The following is an 18,177-nucleotide window of genomic DNA, read 5'->3' as shown; positions in this document are numbered from 1 at the left end:
ACCGGTCCGCAGTCGACGGTGAACCCGTAGCCCGGTCAGCGCAGCGCCACCGCGATGAAACAGCGCAGGAACTGTAGCCCGGCTAAGCGAAGCGCGAGCCGGGGACAACGGCTAGGGCATAAACCGATAGCCGATCCCCGTTTCGGTCAGCAAGTGCTGCGGACGGGCCGGGTCGGCCTCCAGCTTTTGCCGCAGGTGCCCCATATAAATCCGCAGGTAGTGGCTGTGCTCCACCGCATTTGGCCCCCAGACCTGGTTGAGCAGCTGTCGCTGGGTCAGCACTTTGCCAGGGTTGTTGAGCAGGACCACCAGCAGGCGAAACTCAATCGGCGTCAGGTGGATCTCTTCATCGCCGCGCACGATGCGGCGGGCGGGGATATCAACGTCAATATCGGCAAAACGCACCCGCGGCTCGTCGGCCTGGGCGCCGGCATGGCGACGCATCGCCACCCTCAGTCGCGCCTGCAGCTCGCCAATGCCAAAGGGTTTACTGAGATAGTCATCGGCTCCTGCGTCAAGGGCGGCGATTTTGTCCTGCTCCTCGGTGCGCGCCGACAGCACGATAATCGGCATCTGGCTCCACTGGCGAACCTCGCGAATAAACGCGTTGCCGTCGCCATCGGGCAGACCCAGATCGAGAATAGCTAAATCCGGCTTGCGGGTCGCGGCTTCGATCAGCCCGCGCTGCAGCGTCTCTGCTTCAAATACGCGCATGCCGTCGGCTTCCAGCGCGGTGCGCAGAAAGCGGCGGATAGCGTTTTCGTCTTCGATAATCAGAACGTTAATCACATTTCCTCGGCTAACTCTTCCAGTTCAGGGGGCGCTTCTCGCGGCAGTGTAACACGGAAACAGGCGCCGCCTTGCGGGCGCGTCTCGGCGCTAATCGTTCCGCCGTGCACTTCAACGATGGCCTGACAAATCGCCAGTCCGAGGCCTACGCCGGGGATCGCCGACTCTTTATTGCCGCGGGCGAATTTATCAAAGATAGCCTGTTCCTGCCCTGGAGGAATACCCGGCCCGTTATCCCACACCTCAAGCAATAAATGGTGCGGGTCGACATGCGCCGCGATGCCGATTTGCGCCTGCGGCCCGGTGTACTTCACCGCGTTTTCCAGCAGATTAATCAGCACCCGTTCAAATAGCGGGCCATCGACGTGTACCAGCAGCAGCGGGTCCGGCAGATCGAGCTGAATATGCCGCCCACCGAGCCCCGGTTCCAGCATGCGCAGCGCGCTGCCGACCACCTCTTCGAGGGTTAACCACTCTTTATGCAAATTAAATCCGCCGGACTGGATCCGCGCCATATCCAGCAGATTATTCACCAGCCGGGTGGTGTTCAGTACGTGCTGGCGTATCTCATTGGCCTGCGGCGCGTGTTTCGACCCTTCGCTGGCAAGATCGAGGGTCAGGATCTCCGCCTGGCCGAACAGCACCGTCAGCGGGGTGCGTAAATCATGAGACAGCGCCGCCAGCAGCGAGTTGCGCAGGCTTTCCCGCTCGCTGTTCAGCCGCGCCTGCTCTTCGCTGGCGGTGAGCGTCAGTCTCTCCAGCGCGCTGGCGACCAGCAGGGTAAAGGTTTCCAGCAGGCGCTGTTGTTCGGGGATCATCAGCTGGCGCAGGTTAGCCGGCTCCACCACCACCAGCCCCCAGGTACGGGCGGCGCTTTTCAGCGGCAGGATTTGGTAGGGGACGCCGGGTAACGTATCGGTACCCGCCCCGGCGGGCAGCCCCTTATCGAAGCTCCAGCGGGCGATCGCGTCGTCCCAGGTGATGGCCGCGGTGGGTTGAGTCAATGGAGAGAGCCGGTTCATCTCATCGGGCAGCAGTAGCTGACTGCGCGCCTGAAACGTCGAGGCGATAAACCGTTCGCTGGTGGCGGCGATATCTTCACGGCTGCGGCCCACCGCCAGCGCTTTGGACATTTCGTACAGATGCCGGGTGCGCCGCTCGCGATAGCGCGCCACCCGCGCCTGGTAGCGAACGCCGGCGGTGAGGTTGCCGATAAGCAGCCCGACGGTCAGCATCACGCCAAAGGTGAGTAAATACTGTACATCTGAAACCGCCAGCGTACCGCGCGGCGCAACGAAAAACAGATCGAAGCTGACCACGTTAATCACCGTCGCCAGTACCGACGGCCAACGGCCATACACGAGAGCGATAATCACCACGCCAAGCAGATACAGCATCACCAGGTTGGCGGCCTCAAAGGCCATCAGCCACTGCATGGCGACAACGGTAATCACCGCGCACAGCGCGATGGCGACGACGCAGCCCTGGAGCTGTAGACGCCATTTATCCATCGCCGTCCGGCTATCGCTGGCGCGAGCCGGCAGGGAGGCGGCTTTTTCATCCAGCGCGATCACCACCAGATCGAGATCCGGGGCGTGACGGGCCAGCCGATCGGCGAAGCCGCCGCGATCCCACCAGCGCCTTTTCTGCTGGCGGCCAATCACTATCTTGCCGAGATTATGTTCGCGGGCGTAGTGCAGAACGGCCTTCTCTTCGGATGGATCGGAGAGGGTGGCGGTTTCCGCTCCCAGCTCCTGCGCCAGCCTGAGCGCGGCGAGAATCGCCCGCCGCTTCGCCTCCGACAGGCGGTGCAGCGACGGGGTTTCAACATACACCGCATGCCAGACGCTGCCCAATCTGGCGGCCAGCCGGGCTGCGGCGCGCACCAGCTTTTCGCTGCCGGTGTTATGGCCGATGCAGAGCAAAATGGCGTCGCGGGTATGCCAGACTTTTTCCTGGCCCTGGCGATCGCGCCAGGCGCGCATCTGCTCATCGACTCGATCGGCAGTACGGCGTAGCGCCAGCTCGCGCAGGGCGATGAGATTGCCCTTGCGAAAGAAGTTTTCAATGGCCCGCTCAGCCTGACCGCCGATATAGACTTTACCTTCATTGAGCCGCTGACGCAGATCGTCCGGAGGCAGGTCAACCAGCACCACATCGTCGGCGGCGTCGAAAAACGGATCGGGGACGGTTTCGCGAACCTGCACGCCGGTGATGCCGCTGACGACATCGTTCAGGCTCTCGAGGTGCTGAACGTTAACGGTGGTAAACACGTCGATGCCGGCTTCCAGCAGCTCTTCGACGTCCTGCCAGCGTTTAGGATGACGCGATCCGGGCGCGTTGCTGTGCGCCAGCTCATCGACCAGGATCAGCGCCGGGCGGCGGGCCAGGGCGCCGTCAAGGTCAAACTCCTTCACGTAGCGCCCGCGGTGGGAAAGGCGGCGCTGGGGCAGGGTACTCAGCCCCTCAAGCATCGCCGCCGTCTCTTTACGCCCGTGGGTTTCCGCCACGCCAATCAGGATATCCAGCCCCTGGGCGCGCAGCCGCTGCGCTTCCGCCAGCATCGCCCAGGTTTTACCGACCCCAGCGCAGGCGCCGAAAAATATCTTTAGCTTACCGCGATGCGGGGCGGCGGCGTGTTGCAGCAGGCGATCAGGGTCCGGACGCAGCGGCTCATCACTCATCTTACTTATCCTTCAGGGCATCCAGCGACATATTCAGCTGCAGTATATTTACCACAGGTTGGCCGAGAAAACTGAGCAACGGTTTTTGCGTTGCCTCGTTCACCAGTTGCGTGACCTGCTCCACGCTGAGCTGTCGCGCTTTGGCGACGCGCGGCGCCTGCCACAGGGCGGCGGCAGGCGTCAGGCTGTAATCCAGTCCGCTCGCCGAGGCGGTGACCAGCTCCACCGGAACCGTGGCGCTGGCGTCCGGATTGGCGGCGCGCAGGGCCTGCACCCGTTCGCTGATGGCGTTGTCCAGCGCCGGATTGCTGGCGGCCAGGTTGCTGCCGCCGGAGGCCAGCGGGTTATCCGGCATCTCCGCCGTGGCGGAAGGGCGGCCCTGGAAATAGCCCGGCGCGGTAAAGTTCTGCCCGATGAGACGGGAACCGCGCACTTCGCCGTCAATCCGCACCAGCGAGCCGTTGGCCTGCTGTGGGAACCACCATTGTCCCAGCGCGGTGGTCAACAGCGGGTAGACGCCGCCGGTGAGCAGCGTTAACAGAATAAACAGTACAAGGGCAGGACGAATGAATGACATGGTTTTTTCCTCACAGCAGCCCGGTCAGGGTCAATAACAGGTCGATAGCTTTGATACCGATAAAGGGCACCAGCAGTCCGCCCAGGCCGTAGACCCACAGGTTGCGGCGCAGCATCGCCGAGGCCGTCAGCGGCTTATAGCTCACGCCCTTCAGCGCCAGCGGGATCAGGAAGATGATAATCAGCGCATTAAAAATCACCGCGCTCAGGATCGCCGAAGAGGGCGAGTGCAGATGCATCACGTTGAGCATCGCCAGCGGCGGATAGACGGCGGCAAAGGCGGCCGGAATGATGGCAAAGTACTTCGCCACGTCGTTGGCGATACTGAAGGTGGTCAGGGATCCGCGGGTCATCAGCATCTGTTTACCGATATGTACGACCTCGATCAGTTTGGTGGGGTTAGAGTCGAGATCCACCATATTGCCCGCCTCTTTCGCCGCCTGGGTACCGGAGTTCATCGCGACCGCCACGTCGGCCTGCGCCAGCGCCGGGGCGTCGTTGGTACCGTCGCCGGTCATCGCCACCAGCCGACCTTCCGCTTGATACTGGCGGATCAACGCCAGCTTGGCCTCCGGCGTCGCTTCGGCGAGAAAGTCGTCCACTCCGGCTTCCGCGGCGATAGCGGCGGCGGTCAGTCGGTTATCGCCGGTGATCATCACCGTTTTAATCCCCATTTTACGCAGTTGGGCAAAACGCTCTTTGATGCCGCCTTTCACGATATCTTTCAGCGAGATAATCCCCAGCACCCGCTCGCCTTCGGCGACCACCAGCGGCGTCGCGCCAAGACGCGCCACTTCTTCAACCTGCTTATCGACATCGGCCGGAAAGTGGCCGCCGTTGGCCTCAACGTGGCGGCGGATGGCATCTACGGAACCTTTGCGGATCATCCGCTGGTCGATGTTGATGCCGCTCATCCGGGTCTGGGCGGTAAACGGCACAAAGGTGGCATGCAGCGACTGGAGATCGCGCTCGCGCAGGTTAAAGCGCTGTTTGGCCAGGACGACGATGCTGCGGCCTTCCGGCGTTTCATCGGCCAGCGACGACAGCTGGGCGGCATCGGCAAGGGTTTTCTCTTCCACGCCCTGCGCAGGCAGGAATGCCGAAGCCTGGCGGTTGCCGAGGGTAATGGTGCCGGTTTTGTCCAGCAGCAGGACGTCGACGTCGCCCGCCGCCTCAACCGCGCGGCCGCTGGTGGCGATGACGTTCGCGCCGAGCATGCGGCTCATCCCGGCAACGCCGATGGCCGACAGCAGGCCCCCAATAGTGGTGGGGATCAGGCATACCAGCAGCGCCACCAGTACCGTTACGCTGACCGCATTACCGCTCCAGGCGGAGAAGGGCCAGATAGTGGCGGTGGCCAGCAGGAATACCAGCGTCAGGGCAATAAGCAGGATGGTTAGCGCAATTTCGTTCGGCGTCTTGCGGCGCTGAGCACCTTCAACCATGGCGATCATCCGGTCAAGGAAGGTTTCGCCCGGGTTGACGCTACAGCGGATCACCAGCCAGTCGGAGAGAATACGCGTCCCGCCGGTCACCGAGGCGAAGTCGCCGCCGGATTCGCGGATAACCGGCGCGGACTCACCGGTAATGGCGCTCTCATCTACCGATGCGCCGCCTTCGATAACTTCGCCATCGCAGGGGATAATATCTCCCGCTTCCACCAGCACCACGTCACCTTTACGCAGCTCTTCGGCGGGGACGTGGTCAATTTGCGCATCGTGCTGCGGCGCGCGCAGCTTACGGGCAAAGGCGGTCTTTTTGACACCTTTGAGGCTGTTGGCCTGCGCTTTACTGCGGCCTTCCGCCATCGCTTCGGCGAAGTTGGCGAACAGGACGGTGAACCACAGCCAGAGACTAATAGCGGCGGTAAATCCGGCGCTGCCGGCGATTTGCCCGCTCGCCATGGCAATGGCCAGCAGGGTGGTGAGCAGGCTGCCGATCCAGACGATAAACATCACCGGGTTACGCCACTGTACGGCAGGGCTCAGTTTTTTCACGGCGTCGAGCAGGGCCTGACGCACCAGCGTCGGCTCCAGCAGGGCTAATGATTTGCGACTCATAACAGGTTGCTCCGCAATCGCTTAAAGTAAGGAAAAATGTTCTGCCAGCGGGCCGAGCGCCAGCGCGGGAATAAAGGTCAGGGCGCCGACCAACAGTACGGTGCCGATCAGCAGGCCGATAAACAGCGCGTCATGGGTGGCGAGCGTGCCGCTGCCGGCGGGCTGAATTTTCTTCGTCACCAGCGAACCGGCAATCGCCATCACCGGGATAATCACCGCGAAGCGGCCGACTAGCATGCAGAATGCCAGTAGCAGGTTCCAGAACGGTGTTGCCGCGCTGAGGCCGCCAAAGGCGCTGCCGTTGTTGTTCGCCGCTGAGGTGACGGCATACAGTACTTCGCTGAAGCCATGCGGCCCGGGGTTAAACATGCCCGCGCGACCGGCCTCGGTCAGCATCGCCAGCGCCGTGCCGAGGAGTACCAGCGTCGGGGTAACGAGGATCGCCAGCGCGATCATTTTCATTTCGCGGACGTCGATTTTTTTCCCGAGGTATTCCGGGGTGCGGCCAATCATCAGCCCGGCGATAAACACGGCCAGCATCACGAACAGCAGCATGCCGTACAGACCCGAGCCGACGCCGCCGAAGACCACTTCGCCTATCTGCATCAGCCACATAGGGACCATCCCGCCCAGCGCGGTAAAGGAGTCGTGCATGGCGTTGACTGCCCCACAGGACGCGGCGGTGGTGACCACGGCAAACAGGCTGCTGGCGAGAATACCGAACCGGCTCTCTTTGCCTTCCATGTTGCTACTGCTGTCGGCGCCAAGGCTCAGCAAGTGAAGGTTGCCGCGGGTTTCTGCCCACATCACTACCGCCACGCAGACGATGAAGATGAGCGTCATCGCCCACAGAATCGCCCGACCCTGACGGCGATCGCCCACCGCCTCACCGAAAGCGAAGCACAGCGCCGCCGGAATGAGAAAGATCGCCAGCATCTGCACCAGGTTGGTCAGCGCGGTGGGGTTTTCAAAGGGATGCGCCGAGTTGGCGTTAAAGAAGCCGCCGCCGTTGGTACCCAGCATTTTTATCGCTTCCTGCGAAGCCACCGGCCCCAACGGCAGCATCTGGCGTACCCCTTCAAGCGAGGTAAATTCCTGATTCGGCGATAAACTTTGCGGCACGCCCTGCTGGATAAAGAACAGCGCAATCAGCAGCGAAATCGGCAGCAGCACCCAGAGAGTAATGCGGGTCAGATCGACCCAGGCGTTGCCCAGAGCGGTGACTTTCTGCCGGGCGTATGCGCGGGTGAGGGCAAAGATCACCGCGATGCCGGTAGCGGCGGAGAGGAAGTTTTGCACCGCCAGCCCGGCCATCTGGCTAAGGCTACTCATGGTGGCTTCACCGGCATAGGCCTGCCAGTTGGTGTTACTGACAAAGCTCACCGCCGTATTCAGCGCCAGATCCCATGACAGACCGGGCAGATGCTGCGGGTTGAGCGGCAGAGAGCCCTGAAATATCAGCAGAGCGAACAGCGCCGCCAGACCCAGCGCGTTAAACAGCAGAATCGCCACTAAATACTGGAGCCAGTTCATCTCCTGCGAACGAATCCCCGCTGCCTGCCATAAACCGCGTTCAATCCGGGCCAGACCCGGTAGCGGCATATCATTGATCATCGTCGCCAGCGCCGTACCCAGCGGACGAGCGAGGATCATTAGTAGCAGAATAAAAGTCGCGATGAGTAAAAAACCTTGAGCGGCCATCAGAATGCCTCCGCATGTATCAGGGCATAAACCAGATAAACCAGCAACAGGAACACCAGCGCTACGCCAGCGATTACGCCTGTAGTCACAATCCACCTCCGGATGTCTTTTTTGATTTACGAGGAGAATAGGAAGTCGGGCGCAAAGATTTCGCAAAAATCAGCCACGGGGGTGTAAAAAAAATATAAAAATGGCCAAAACCACAATTTAACTAATGATTAGTATTAATTTAACCTTTATGTAACTTAATTACCGGATGAATGTAAATAAATCCTGAATAGGCGTTTTTTAGTGGTCGGATGAGTAGTAAAATTACAGCCAAAGCGGTACTATTTTAAGCAGAGAAACAGATTAACTTTACCGGCTTTACTTGCCGGCCTGACAAAGGGGAGAGAAATTATGGCGTTGTACAAAACTTATCCTGCTCATATCATCTTTGCGCGTCGCGCTTTCGCCGTGGCGGCTGGCGTACTGGCGCTGCCGGTGATGCTGTTCTGGAAAGATCGCGCCCGTTTTTACAGCTGGCTGCACCGCGTGTGGGCAAAGACCAGCGAACAGCCGGTATGGATGGCGCAGGCCGAAAAAGCCTCCGCAGATTTTTATTAATAACGGCTTATGGCTCAGCGCGTGCGCGCCGTGGAAACAGGCTAATGTATTGAGATTGCGGTTTATTTACCCTGTCTCCTCCGCCAGACTCGCGACACAGCATGCCAACAGATTGCTTTATCATCATGCCGCCGGTTTATCCGGCGGTTTTTTTTTGCCATGAGTGGCTTACACTTATTCACTCCCCGAAGGTTAACCTGCGGGAGGATTAAATATACGTCGAACTTATCAATTTTCATGATGAAAGGAATGTTATGGCCACCCATCTGGTCTGGTTTCGCGCGGATTTGCGCATCCACGATAACCTGGCGCTCGCCGCCGCCTGCCGCGATCCGCATGCCAGGGTGCTGGGATTATTCATCGCCACGCCAGGGCAATGGCGTCAGCACGGTATGGCGCCGCGCCAGGCGGCGTTTATGGTCAGCCATCTGCACAGCCTGCAAGCGGCGCTGGCCGAAAAGGGGATCCCGCTGCAGATTGAACATGCTGAAGATTTCACCGCCAGCGTAGAGCTACTCGTCAGCATTTGCCGGCAGCAGCAGGTGACGCATCTGTTTTACAACTACCAGTATGAAATCAATGAGCGCCAGCGCGATGCGGCGGTGGAGAGAACCTTAGCAGAGGTGACCTGTCAGGGGTTTGATGACAGCGTGCTGCTGTCGCCCGGCAGCGTGCTGACCGGCAGCCGCGAAATGTATAAGGTATTTACGCCGTTTAAAAATGCTTTTATTCGGCGTTTACAGGAGGCGCTGCCGGAGTGCGTCGCCGCGCCGAAAGTCCGTGCGGGTGGGCCCATCACAGCCTCGTCTGCAGTAAAAATAGATTTTCCACAGACGTCATTTGATAGCGAACTGTTCGCCGCGGATGAAAAAAGCGCTATCGCCCGGCTTCGCGGCTTCTGCCAGCAAAAGGCCGCCGAATATGAACAGCAGCGCGATTTTCCGGCCATCGAAGGGACCAGCCGGCTGTCGCCGTGCCTGGCGGTGGGCGCGCTCTCGCCGCGCCAGTGTCTGCACCGCTTACTGGTGGAGCTGCCGCGGGCGCTGGATGGCGAAGCCGGAGCGGTATGGCTCAACGAGCTTATCTGGCGCGAGTTTTATCGCCACCTGATGGTTTACTGCCCGGACTTGTGTAAAGGTCGGCCTTTTATTGGCTGGACCGATAAGGTTGCCTGGCTGGACGATAAAACCGCGCTTCAGGCCTGGCAGCGTGGGCAAACCGGCTTCCCGATTGTCGACGCCGCGATGCGTCAGCTTAATGCGACCGGCTGGATGCATAACCGCCTGCGGATGATTGTCGCCAGTTTTCTGGCGAAAGATCTGCGCATCGACTGGCGGCTGGGGGAGCGCTATTTTATCGAACAGCTTATAGATGGCGATTTGGCGGCGAATAACGGCGGCTGGCAGTGGGCGGCTTCGACCGGCACCGATGCCGCGCCCTATTTTCGTATTTTTAACCCTACGACCCAGGGAGAGCGCTTCGACAAAGCGGGGCAGTTTATTCGTCAATGGCTACCGGAGCTGGCCGGGGTGCCTGAGAAAGCGCTGCATCAACCGTGGCTGTGGGCGGAGAAACAGGGCGTAACGCTGGATTATCCGCGCCCGATTGTCGATCACAAACAGGCGCGGCTGGAGACGCTGGCGGCCTGGGAAGCCGCCAGAGAAGTTAAGACTCCATCGCCAGGCGGCGAGCCCTGATCTTAACGGAGTGATACAGCCAGATAGCCAGCACCAGGCCGACGCAGGCCAGCGAGCCCCAGGTTATCTGGCTGAACACCTCAATGTAGGCATTAATTGAATAGTTGATGGCTCCGGCGGCGTCGAACGATCCCTGCGAGGTTTGATCGGCAATAACCCCAGCCAGATAGTTGGCGATAGCGCCGGAGAGCAGCATATATATGCCGGTCAGCACGCCGGTCACGCCGGGGATCTCGATACGGGTAATCTGCGACATCGCCACCGGGTCGATAAACAGTTCGGCAAACCCCATCACCGCCAGGCCCAGCACCATCAGCGGCATTGAGGAGTGCCCATAGGCGGCTGACCAACGTGCGCTAAGGGTCAGGATGCAGAACCCGGCGCTCATCAGGCCAAGGCCCAGCGCGAACTTACCCCAGATGCGCACGGTACGGTTGCCGTTGATGTTTTCTTTCACCAGCCACGCCAGAACCACCCCGCAGAGCATCACCGCAAAGGCATTGACCGACTGGAACATCGCGGTCGGAATCTCATAGCCCATAAAATGACGGTTAACAAAACGGTCGATGTACAGGCTGATGGAGCTGCCGCCCTGCTGCGCAAAGGCCCAGAACAGCAGGCTGAAGCAGGTGAGCACCATAATCAGGCGCAGCTCTTTACGCTGCCTGGCGGTCTCTGCCCGCAGGTAGATCCGCGCCAGTACCGCCAGACCAATCACCGTCGCGACAATCAGCGCGTACACCGACCACTCCTGCCAGAACAGCACGGTGATCAGCAGCGGCGCGGCGATCAGCAGAACCAGCAGCCAGCCCCAGTTCGGTAAGACAAAACTCCGCGCCCGCAGCGCTTCGCGATTCACGCCCCGGGTGTGGCGGAAATGGTGATTACCGCTGAGGAAAATCACCAGCCCGGCAATCATGCCAACGGCCGCCAGCGCGAAGCCCATCGCCCAGCTGTACTCTTGCTGTACGTAGCCGCAGGCGATTGGCGCGACGATAGACCCGACGTTGCCCGCCGCGTACATCAGCGAAAAACCGCCATCGCGACGCGGGTCTGTGGGTTCATACAGTTCACCGAGCAGACAGCTGACGTTGGATTTAAACAGCCCGTAGCCGCAGACAATAATCGCCAGCGACAGATAGAGAAAGGTGGGGGCGATTTCGCTGGCGCCGAGCACCAGATGGCCGATGGCCATCAGCAGCGCGCCGAGCATCACTGCCATACGGTTGCCCAGCAGCTTATCGGCCAGGAAGCCGCCGAGAATCGGCGTGACGTAGACTAAAGAACAGTAGGCGCTGAACAGCGCATAGGCATGATTATCGTCATACTTGAGCTGATTGGTGAGATAAAGAATGAGCAGCGCGCGCATGCCGTAAAAACTGAAGTATTCCCAGATTTGCAGCGCGACGACGTAATAAATCGCCCGCGGCTGTGAAGATTGTGTGTTCATGAAACGCTTTGTCCTGCCATAAAAATGAAAGTCGATCTTTCTGCATGAATAGCCACTCGCTAGTGATATTCATGGCCTTATAGGCTTTCTGGTTATTTAATATGCTGTAATAGTGCATAAATATACACGAATGCGCGAGGGAGTGAGTAGACAAATTGCGGGATTTTGTGAATGGGCAAAATTGGCGGCGACGCGGCAGGACTATCGACGGATTGGGCGGATACCGTTATGTTATTCCTCTGCATAAAACGATGACCTGGTGGAACGGCAATGAAAAATAGTGAACTGGAACAACTGATTAATGAAAAACTCAATAGCGCGGCCATCAGTGATTACGCACCCAATGGGCTCCAGGTGGAAGGTCGCGAGACGGTTCGGAAAATCGTCACCGGCGTAACCGCCAGCCAGGCGCTGCTTGATGAGGCCGTCCGTCTTGAGGCGGATGCGGTCATCGTCCACCACGGCTACTTCTGGAAAGGCGAGTCGCCGATTATTCGCGGCATGAAGCGTAACCGCCTCAAAACGCTGCTGGCTAACGACATCAACCTTTACGGCTGGCATCTGCCGCTTGATGCCCATCCGGAGCTGGGCAATAACGCCCAGCTGGCGTCGCTGCTCGGCATTAATGTGATGGGCGAAATTGAACCGCTGGTGCCGTGGGGCGAACTGTCGATGGCGGTCTCGGGCCTGGAACTGGCGTCGTGGATTGAAGCGCGGCTGGGGCGCAAACCGCTGTGGTGCGGCGACACCGGGCCGGACAAAGTGGCCCGCGTGGCGTGGTGTACCGGCGGCGGCCAGAGCTTTATCGACAGCGCAGCCCGCTTTGGCGTTGATGCATTTATTACCGGCGAAGTTTCAGAGCAAACCATCCATTCGGCGCGCGAGCAGGGGCTGCATTTTTACGCCGCCGGACATCATGCCACCGAGCGTGGCGGAATTCGCGCGTTAAGCGAATGGCTGACGGAAAATACCGAGCTGGATGTCACCTTTATTGATATCCCGAACCCGGCCTGATGAACGGAGGTAAAAGTGCAGCGAGCGCGTTGTTATTTATTAGGTGAAACGGCAGTCGTCCTGGAGCTTGAACCTCCGGTGACGCTGGAGAGTCAGAAGCGGATCTGGCGATTAGCCCAACGGCTGGTTGGTCATACCGAGGTGGTGGAAGCCGTTCCGGGTATGAACAACATTACCGTGATACTGCGAAATCCCCAGCAGACGGCGTGGGACGCGATCGAGCGCCTGCAAATCTGGTGGGAGGAGTGCGATACGCTCGAACCGGAATCGCGGGAGATTCTGGTGCCGGTCGTTTACGGCGGCGAAGGCGGTCCGGATTTGGGGGAAGTGGCTCGCCACAGCGGACTGAGCGAAAAGCAGGTGGTGGAGCTGCATTCATCGGTGGAGTACGTGGTGTGGTTCCTCGGCTTCCAGCCGGGGTTCCCCTACTTCGGCGGCCTGCCGGAGCGCCTGGCGATGCCGCGGCGGGCGGAACCGCGCCTGCTGGTGCCGGCGGGTTCGGTAGGGATCGGCGGAGCGCAGACCGGGATTTATCCGCTGGCGACGCCGGGAGGTTGGCAGCTGCTGGGCCGAACGCCGCTGGCGCTATTTGATCCGAAGCGCAAGGAGCCGGTGCTGCTGCGCTCCGGCGACAGAGTGCGTTTCGTCCCGCAAAAGGAGGGCGTATGTTAAAAATCATCCGTGCCGGGATGTATACCTCGGTGCAGGACGGCGGGCGTGAAGGTCTGCGTCAGCTGGGCATCAGCCGCTGCGGTGCGATGGATAAACCGGCGCTGGTTACCGCGAATCTGCTGGTGGGCAACGGGGCCAATGCCGCGGCTCTGGAGATCACGCTGGGCCAGGTGGATATTCAATTTGAACGCAGCGGCTGGTTCGCGCTCACCGGCGCCGCCTGCGAGGCGAAGCTTGACGGCGAGCCGGTGTGGGTGGGCTGGCGGACGGCGGTCAAGGCCGGGCAGCGTCTGGTGCTCAAGAATCCACAGCACGGCGTGCGCAGCTATCTGGCAGTGGCGGGCGGCATCGCGGTGCCGAAGGTGCTGGGCTCGCGCAGTACCGATCTGAAAGTGGGTATTGGCGGTCTGGAAGGTCGACGTTTGCAGGATGGAGACCGACTGAAGCTGGGGAAATCGGATAAGCAGTTCCGCGGGCCGCGCGGGGTGAAGCAACTGCCCATCGGCAACCGCATCCGCGCGCTGCCCGGCCCCGAGTATCAGGAGTTTGACAGCGTGTCGCAGGACACTTTCTGGCGTTCGCCGTGGCAGCTTAGCCCGCAGAGCAACCGCATGGGCTATCGTCTGCAGGGGCAACCGCTGAAGCGGACGACCGATCGCGAGATGCTTTCGCACGGTCTGCTGCCTGGCGTGGTGCAGGTTCCGCATAACGGTCAACCTATCGTACTGATGAACGATGCCCAGACCACCGGCGGTTACCCGCGCATCGCGACGATTATCGAGGCCGATATGTATCAGCTGGCGCAAATCCCGCTGGGGCAGCCGATCCACTTTGTTCCCTGCTCTCTGGAGGAGGCGCTGAAGGCGCGCGCCGACCGGCAACGTTATTTTGAACAACTGGCATGGAGACTGAACGATGAAGATTGATTTAAACGCCGACCTTGGCGAAGGCTGCGCCAACGATAGCGCGCTACTGCAGCTGGTCTCCTCCGCCAATATCGCCTGCGGTTTCCATGCGGGCGATGCGGTGATGATGCTGCAGTGCGTGCGCGAAGCGCTGAAATATGGCGTCGCGGTGGGCGCGCACCCCAGCTTCCCCGACCGGGAAAATTTTGGCCGCACGGCGATGCAGCTGCCGCCGGAGACGGTTTATGCGCAAACGCTGTATCAGGTGGGCGCGCTGGCGGCGCTGGTGCGCGCGCAGGGCGGCGAACTACAGCACGTCAAACCGCACGGCATGCTCTATAACCAGGCGGCAAAAGATCCGCAGCTTGCTGACGCTATCGCCAAAGCGGTATATGACGTTGACGCCGGTCTGGTGCTGGTGGGCCTGGCGGGCAGCGAGCTGATTCGCGCCGGGCAGCGTTATCAACTGACCACCCGCCAGGAGGTCTTCGCCGACCGCGGCTATCTGGCGGACGGTAGCCTGGTGCCGCGCACCCAGCCTGGGGCATTGATCGAGAGTGAAGAGCAGTCGCTGGCGCAAACGCTGGAAATGGTGCAGCACAGCCGGGTACGCAGCATCACCGGCGAATGGGCGCACGTGGTGGCGGAAACCGTTTGTCTGCACGGCGACGGCGAGCATGCGCTGGATTTTGCGCGTCGCCTGCGCGCGGCGTTCGCCGGACGTAACATTCAGGTGAGCGCGGAAGCAGAAGAATAAAAATAATATTATTAATCAATAAATTAACAACAAACAACACTTCACAACAACATACAGGATGTAATTATGGGAGAGTCATTATCTCTCTGGCCGCTGATCGGCATTGCCGCGATCGTGGTCGGATTTGTTCTGCGTTTTAACCCGGTGCTGGTGGTTATTGTTTCCGGGATCATCACGGGTCTGACGGCGCATATGCCGATCGCGACCATTCTGGAGAAGCTGGGTGAAGGATTTCTCAATACCCGCAATCTGCCGTTTATTCTTCTGTTGCCGCTGGCGGTGATTGGCCTGCTGGAGCGGCACGGTCTGAAAGAGCGCGCGCAGACGTGGATCGCGAAAATCCGCAGCGCCACCGCCGGTCGTCTGCTAATCGTCTATCTTTTCGTGCGTGAAGTGACCGCGGCGATGGGCCTTACCAGCCTGGGCGGTCATCCGCAGATGGTGCGCCCGCTTCTGGCGCCGATGGCGGAAGGGGCGGCGGAAAAAAACTTTGGCGCCTTGCCGGGAAATGTCCGCTATCGCCTGCGCGCGATGTCGGCGGCCACCGACAACGTGGGCCTGTTCTTCGGCGAAGATATTTTCGTTGCCTTCGGGGCGATTATCTTTATGCATAACTTTATGCTGGAGTCGGGGGGCATTCAGACTGAGCCGCTGCATATTGCCCTGTGGGGGATCCCAACGGCGGTATGCGCCTTCCTGATCCACTCTGCCCGCCTGTGGCGCCTCGACCGTCATCTCCAGCGCGAGCTGGACAAGGTTAACGCCGGGCAGGCGAAAGGCGGTGCCGTATGAATTTTCAGCAAACCTGGCTGTACTGGCTGGCGGGCGTCGTTCTGCTGGTGGTAGCGGTGATGTCATGGCGCGATAAGGCTAATCCGCGCAGGCTGACAACCGGTCTGTTCTGGGGTCTGTACGGCGTGGTCTTTCTGTTCGGCGACTGGACCTATGCCCTGGTCGGCGACAAGCGCCTCGTCAACATCGGCGTTGGCGTGGTGGTCGTGGTGCTGGCGCTGATCGCCGGATTTGGCGGCGTGCGTCTCGGTCGTTATCACCAGAGCTCGCAGGAAGAACGCAGCGCCAGCGCCGCGCGCCTCGGCAATCGGCTGTTTTTCCCGGCGCTGGCGATCCCGGTAGTGACGGTGATCGGCGTCCTGCTGTTTAATAATTTGCCCTCGCTGCAGGTCGCTATCTTTGGCCCGGGCAATCACGCCACGCTGATTACGCTGTTTTCAATGACCGCGGGCACGTTGATTGGTCTGGTGATGGCTATCCGCATGACCCATGAAACGGCGGTTCAGCCGTTACAGGAAGCTCGCCGTCTGCTGGATTCTGTGGGCTGGGCGTTTATTTTGCCGCAAATTCTGGCGGTTCTTGGGCTGCTGTTTACCGCCGCGGGCGTCGGCAACAGCATCTCCTGGCTGACGCAGCACTATCTGGCGGTGGACAGCCGGTTTATCGCCGTCGCCGTCTATACCCTTGGGATGGCGCTGCTGACGATGGTGATGGGCAACGCGTTTGCCGCTTTCCCCATCGTGACGGCAGGGGTCGGGATCCCGATTCTCGTGCTGCAGCACGGCGGTAACCCGGCGGTGATGGCGGCAATTGGCATGTTCTCCGGCTACTGTGGAACGCTGATGACGCCTATGGCGGCGAACTTCAATATCGTCCCGGCCGCGCTGCTGGAGCTGCCGGACAAAAACGCGGTGATCAAAGCCCAGGTGCCGACCGGCATTATGTTGCTTATCGTGAACGTATTTTTGCTCTATTTCCTGATGTTCCTGTAAGGAGGGATGATGGCTGGCGTATTGATTACCGGTTTTGAACCGTTCGGCGGCGAAGCGGTTAACCCTTCGTGGGAAGTGGTAAAGCAGCTGGATGGCGCTATCATTGCCGGGCAACCGGCGGTGGCGCGGCAGCTGCCCTGCGTCTTCGGCGATGCCCTGACGGCGCTGAACGCCGCGCTGGATGAGCTGCAGCCGCGCCTGATCCTGGCGATTGGTCAGGCGGGCGGTCGTGTCGACATCACCGTTGAAAGGGTAGCGATCAACGTCGATGATGCGCGGATCCCGGACAATAAAGGTCTGCAGCCCATTGACGTACCGATCGTGGCTGACGGTCCGGCGGCGTACTTTAGCACGCTGCCGATCAAAGCGATCGTTGCCGCGCTGCGCAGCAAGGGGATCCCGGCGTCGGTATCGCAGACGGCGGGGACGTTTGTCTGTAATCACGTGATGTACGGTCTGCTGCATAGCCTGCATAACAGCAGCGGCGTGAAGGGCGGGTTTATCCATATTCCGTATTTGCCTGAGCAGGCCGCGGCTCACCCCGGGGCCGCCAGTATGGCGGTAGAGACGGTGCGTGCGGCGCTGGAAACGGCTATCGCCGTTGCCCTGCAGCAGGATGGCGACGTAAAAATCGGCGGCGGCGCAACGCATTAACACAAGGATATTATTATGCCGGAAGGTCCGGAAATTCGCCGTGCGGCGGATAGCCTGGAAGCGGCGATTAAAGGCGAACCCCTGACTGAGGCGTGGTTCGCCTTCCCGCAGTTACAACATTACCAATCTCAGCTTGTCGGCCAGCGAGTGACGCGCATTGAAACACGCGGTAAGGCGCTGTTGACCCATTTCTCCGGCGGATTAACGCTGTATAGCCACAACCAGCTGTATGGCGTCTGGCGAGTGGTGGATGCGGGGGCGCAGCCAGAAACCACGCGCGTGTTGCGCGTTCGGCTGCAGACGGCGCGTAGAGCGATTTTGCTCTACAGCGCCTCCGATATTGAAATGCTGACGCCCGAGCAGCTCGCCCGACACCCATTTTTGCTGCGGGTCGGACCGGATGTGCTCGATATGAGCCTTAGCGTTGAACAGGTTAAAGAGCGGCTGCTGTCGGCGAAATTCCGCAACCGCCAGTTCTCCGGACTGCTGCTGGATCAGGCGTTTCTTGCCGGATTGGGCAACTATCTGCGCGTGGAGATCCTCTGGCAGGTCGGGCTAACCGGTCGTCATAAAGCCTCTGAACTGGATGAAAAGCAGCTCGATGCGCTGGCCCATGCGCTGCTGGAGCTCCCGCGTTTGTCCTATAACACGCGCGGTCTGGTGGACGACAATAAGCACCACGGCGCGCTGTTTCGCTTTAAGGTTTTTCATCGCCAGGGTGAGGTCTGCGAGCGCTGCGGCGGGATTATCGAGAGGACCATGCTATCGTCGCGGCCGTTTTACTGGTGCCCGGGCTGCCAGCAATAAAAAAACGCGCCTTCAGGCGCG

At 60.2% G+C, this 18,177-nt stretch carries 17 protein-coding genes; 10 read left to right on the top strand and 7 right to left on the bottom strand.

Annotation, left to right across the window (positions count from 1 at the left end):
- Positions 1-111: 111 nt before the first annotated feature.
- From kdpE to kdpF, 6 genes are read right to left on the bottom strand one after another with little or no spacing between them, the layout of a single operon-like run.
- Positions 112-789, bottom strand: a complete 678-nt coding sequence (gene kdpE / locus HMPREF3178_RS15980) for a two-component system response regulator KdpE (protein WP_004100256.1) — start codon at positions 787-789, stop codon at positions 112-114.
- Positions 786-3,473, bottom strand: a complete 2,688-nt coding sequence (gene kdpD / locus HMPREF3178_RS15975; protein ID WP_016807941.1) for a two-component system sensor histidine kinase KdpD — start codon at positions 3,471-3,473, stop codon at positions 786-788. Before kdpD ends, kdpE begins: the two co-directional genes overlap by 4 nt.
- A 1-nt stretch (position 3,474) precedes the next feature.
- Positions 3,475-4,050, bottom strand: a complete 576-nt coding sequence (gene kdpC / locus HMPREF3178_RS15970; RefSeq protein ID WP_016807942.1) for a potassium-transporting ATPase subunit KdpC — start codon at positions 4,048-4,050, stop codon at positions 3,475-3,477.
- Positions 4,051-4,060: 10 nt separating this feature from the next.
- Entirely contained in the window at positions 4,061-6,109 is a 2,049-nt protein-coding gene (gene kdpB / locus HMPREF3178_RS15965) for a potassium-transporting ATPase subunit KdpB (RefSeq protein WP_017146339.1), read from the bottom strand.
- A 21-nt stretch (positions 6,110-6,130) separates the two neighbouring features.
- Positions 6,131-7,810 (bottom strand): potassium-transporting ATPase subunit KdpA, encoded by a 1,680-nt coding sequence (gene kdpA, locus HMPREF3178_RS15960; RefSeq protein WP_017146338.1) that lies wholly within the window; start codon positions 7,808-7,810, stop codon positions 6,131-6,133.
- Entirely contained in the window at positions 7,810-7,899 is a 90-nt protein-coding gene (gene kdpF, locus HMPREF3178_RS30030) for a K(+)-transporting ATPase subunit F (RefSeq protein WP_016807944.1), read from the bottom strand. The genes kdpA and kdpF overlap by 1 nt, the downstream gene beginning before the upstream one ends.
- 310 nt (positions 7,900-8,209) lie before the next feature.
- On the opposite strand from kdpF, the gene HMPREF3178_RS15950 reads away from it, so the two are divergent.
- Both HMPREF3178_RS15950 and phrB read left to right on the top strand, forming a co-directional pair.
- Positions 8,210-8,416 carry a DUF2517 family protein gene (locus HMPREF3178_RS15950; RefSeq protein WP_004100261.1) on the top strand — a complete coding sequence of 69 codons (207 nt, stop codon included), beginning with the start codon at positions 8,210-8,212 and terminating at the stop codon, positions 8,414-8,416.
- 254 nt (positions 8,417-8,670) lie between these two features.
- A complete protein-coding gene (gene phrB, locus HMPREF3178_RS15945; RefSeq protein ID WP_017146337.1) occupies positions 8,671-10,113 on the top strand; it encodes a deoxyribodipyrimidine photo-lyase in 1,443 nt (480 codons plus the stop codon).
- Here the strand turns inward: phrB and dtpD are convergent.
- Positions 10,082-11,563: a dipeptide permease DtpD gene (gene dtpD, locus HMPREF3178_RS15940; protein WP_004100264.1), complete on the bottom strand. Its 1,482-nt coding sequence runs from the start codon at positions 11,561-11,563 to the stop codon at positions 10,082-10,084. The genes phrB and dtpD overlap by 32 nt on opposite strands.
- A gap of 270 nt (positions 11,564-11,833) precedes the next feature.
- Here dtpD and HMPREF3178_RS15935 point away from each other — a divergent pair, with 270 nt between their 5' ends.
- The 8 genes from HMPREF3178_RS15935 (at position 11,834) to nei (ending at position 18,156) form a co-directional block, all read left to right on the top strand.
- Positions 11,834-12,577, top strand: coding sequence for a type 2 GTP cyclohydrolase I (locus HMPREF3178_RS15935; protein ID WP_004100265.1), 744 nt, complete (start codon positions 11,834-11,836; stop codon positions 12,575-12,577).
- A gap of 15 nt (positions 12,578-12,592) precedes the next feature.
- A complete protein-coding gene (gene pxpB / locus HMPREF3178_RS15930) occupies positions 12,593-13,249 on the top strand; it encodes a 5-oxoprolinase subunit PxpB (RefSeq protein WP_004100266.1) in 657 nt (218 codons plus the stop codon).
- Positions 13,243-14,175, top strand: a complete 933-nt coding sequence (gene pxpC, locus HMPREF3178_RS15925; RefSeq protein ID WP_004100268.1) for a 5-oxoprolinase subunit PxpC — start codon at positions 13,243-13,245, stop codon at positions 14,173-14,175. Before pxpB ends, pxpC begins: the two co-directional genes overlap by 7 nt.
- The gene (gene pxpA / locus HMPREF3178_RS15920; RefSeq protein ID WP_004100269.1) at positions 14,165-14,911 is read left to right on the top strand and encodes a 5-oxoprolinase subunit PxpA; all 747 of its coding nucleotides are present in this window, start codon (positions 14,165-14,167) and stop codon (positions 14,909-14,911) included. Before pxpC ends, pxpA begins: the two co-directional genes overlap by 11 nt.
- A 66-nt stretch (positions 14,912-14,977) precedes the next feature.
- Positions 14,978-15,703 carry a DUF969 domain-containing protein gene (locus HMPREF3178_RS15915; RefSeq protein ID WP_004100271.1) on the top strand — a complete coding sequence of 242 codons (726 nt, stop codon included), beginning with the start codon at positions 14,978-14,980 and terminating at the stop codon, positions 15,701-15,703.
- Positions 15,700-16,695 (top strand): DUF979 domain-containing protein, encoded by a 996-nt coding sequence (locus tag HMPREF3178_RS15910; protein WP_017146336.1) that lies wholly within the window; start codon positions 15,700-15,702, stop codon positions 16,693-16,695. The genes HMPREF3178_RS15915 and HMPREF3178_RS15910 overlap by 4 nt, the downstream gene beginning before the upstream one ends.
- 9 nt (positions 16,696-16,704) lie before the next feature.
- Positions 16,705-17,349 (top strand): pyroglutamyl-peptidase I, encoded by a 645-nt coding sequence (gene pcp, locus HMPREF3178_RS15905; RefSeq protein ID WP_017146335.1) that lies wholly within the window; start codon positions 16,705-16,707, stop codon positions 17,347-17,349.
- Between the two features lie 15 nt (positions 17,350-17,364).
- Positions 17,365-18,156, top strand: a complete 792-nt coding sequence (nei, locus tag HMPREF3178_RS15900; RefSeq protein WP_017146334.1) for an endonuclease VIII — start codon at positions 17,365-17,367, stop codon at positions 18,154-18,156.
- Positions 18,157-18,177: the final 21 nt, after the last annotated feature.

Origin of the sequence: Klebsiella sp. HMSC09D12, assembly GCF_001808475.1 — a bacterium.
Taxonomy (GTDB): domain Bacteria; phylum Pseudomonadota; class Gammaproteobacteria; order Enterobacterales; family Enterobacteriaceae; genus Klebsiella; species Klebsiella oxytoca.
The sequence above is the reverse complement of the archived record's forward strand: the minus strand, read 5'-3'. Positions and strand labels throughout refer to the sequence as shown.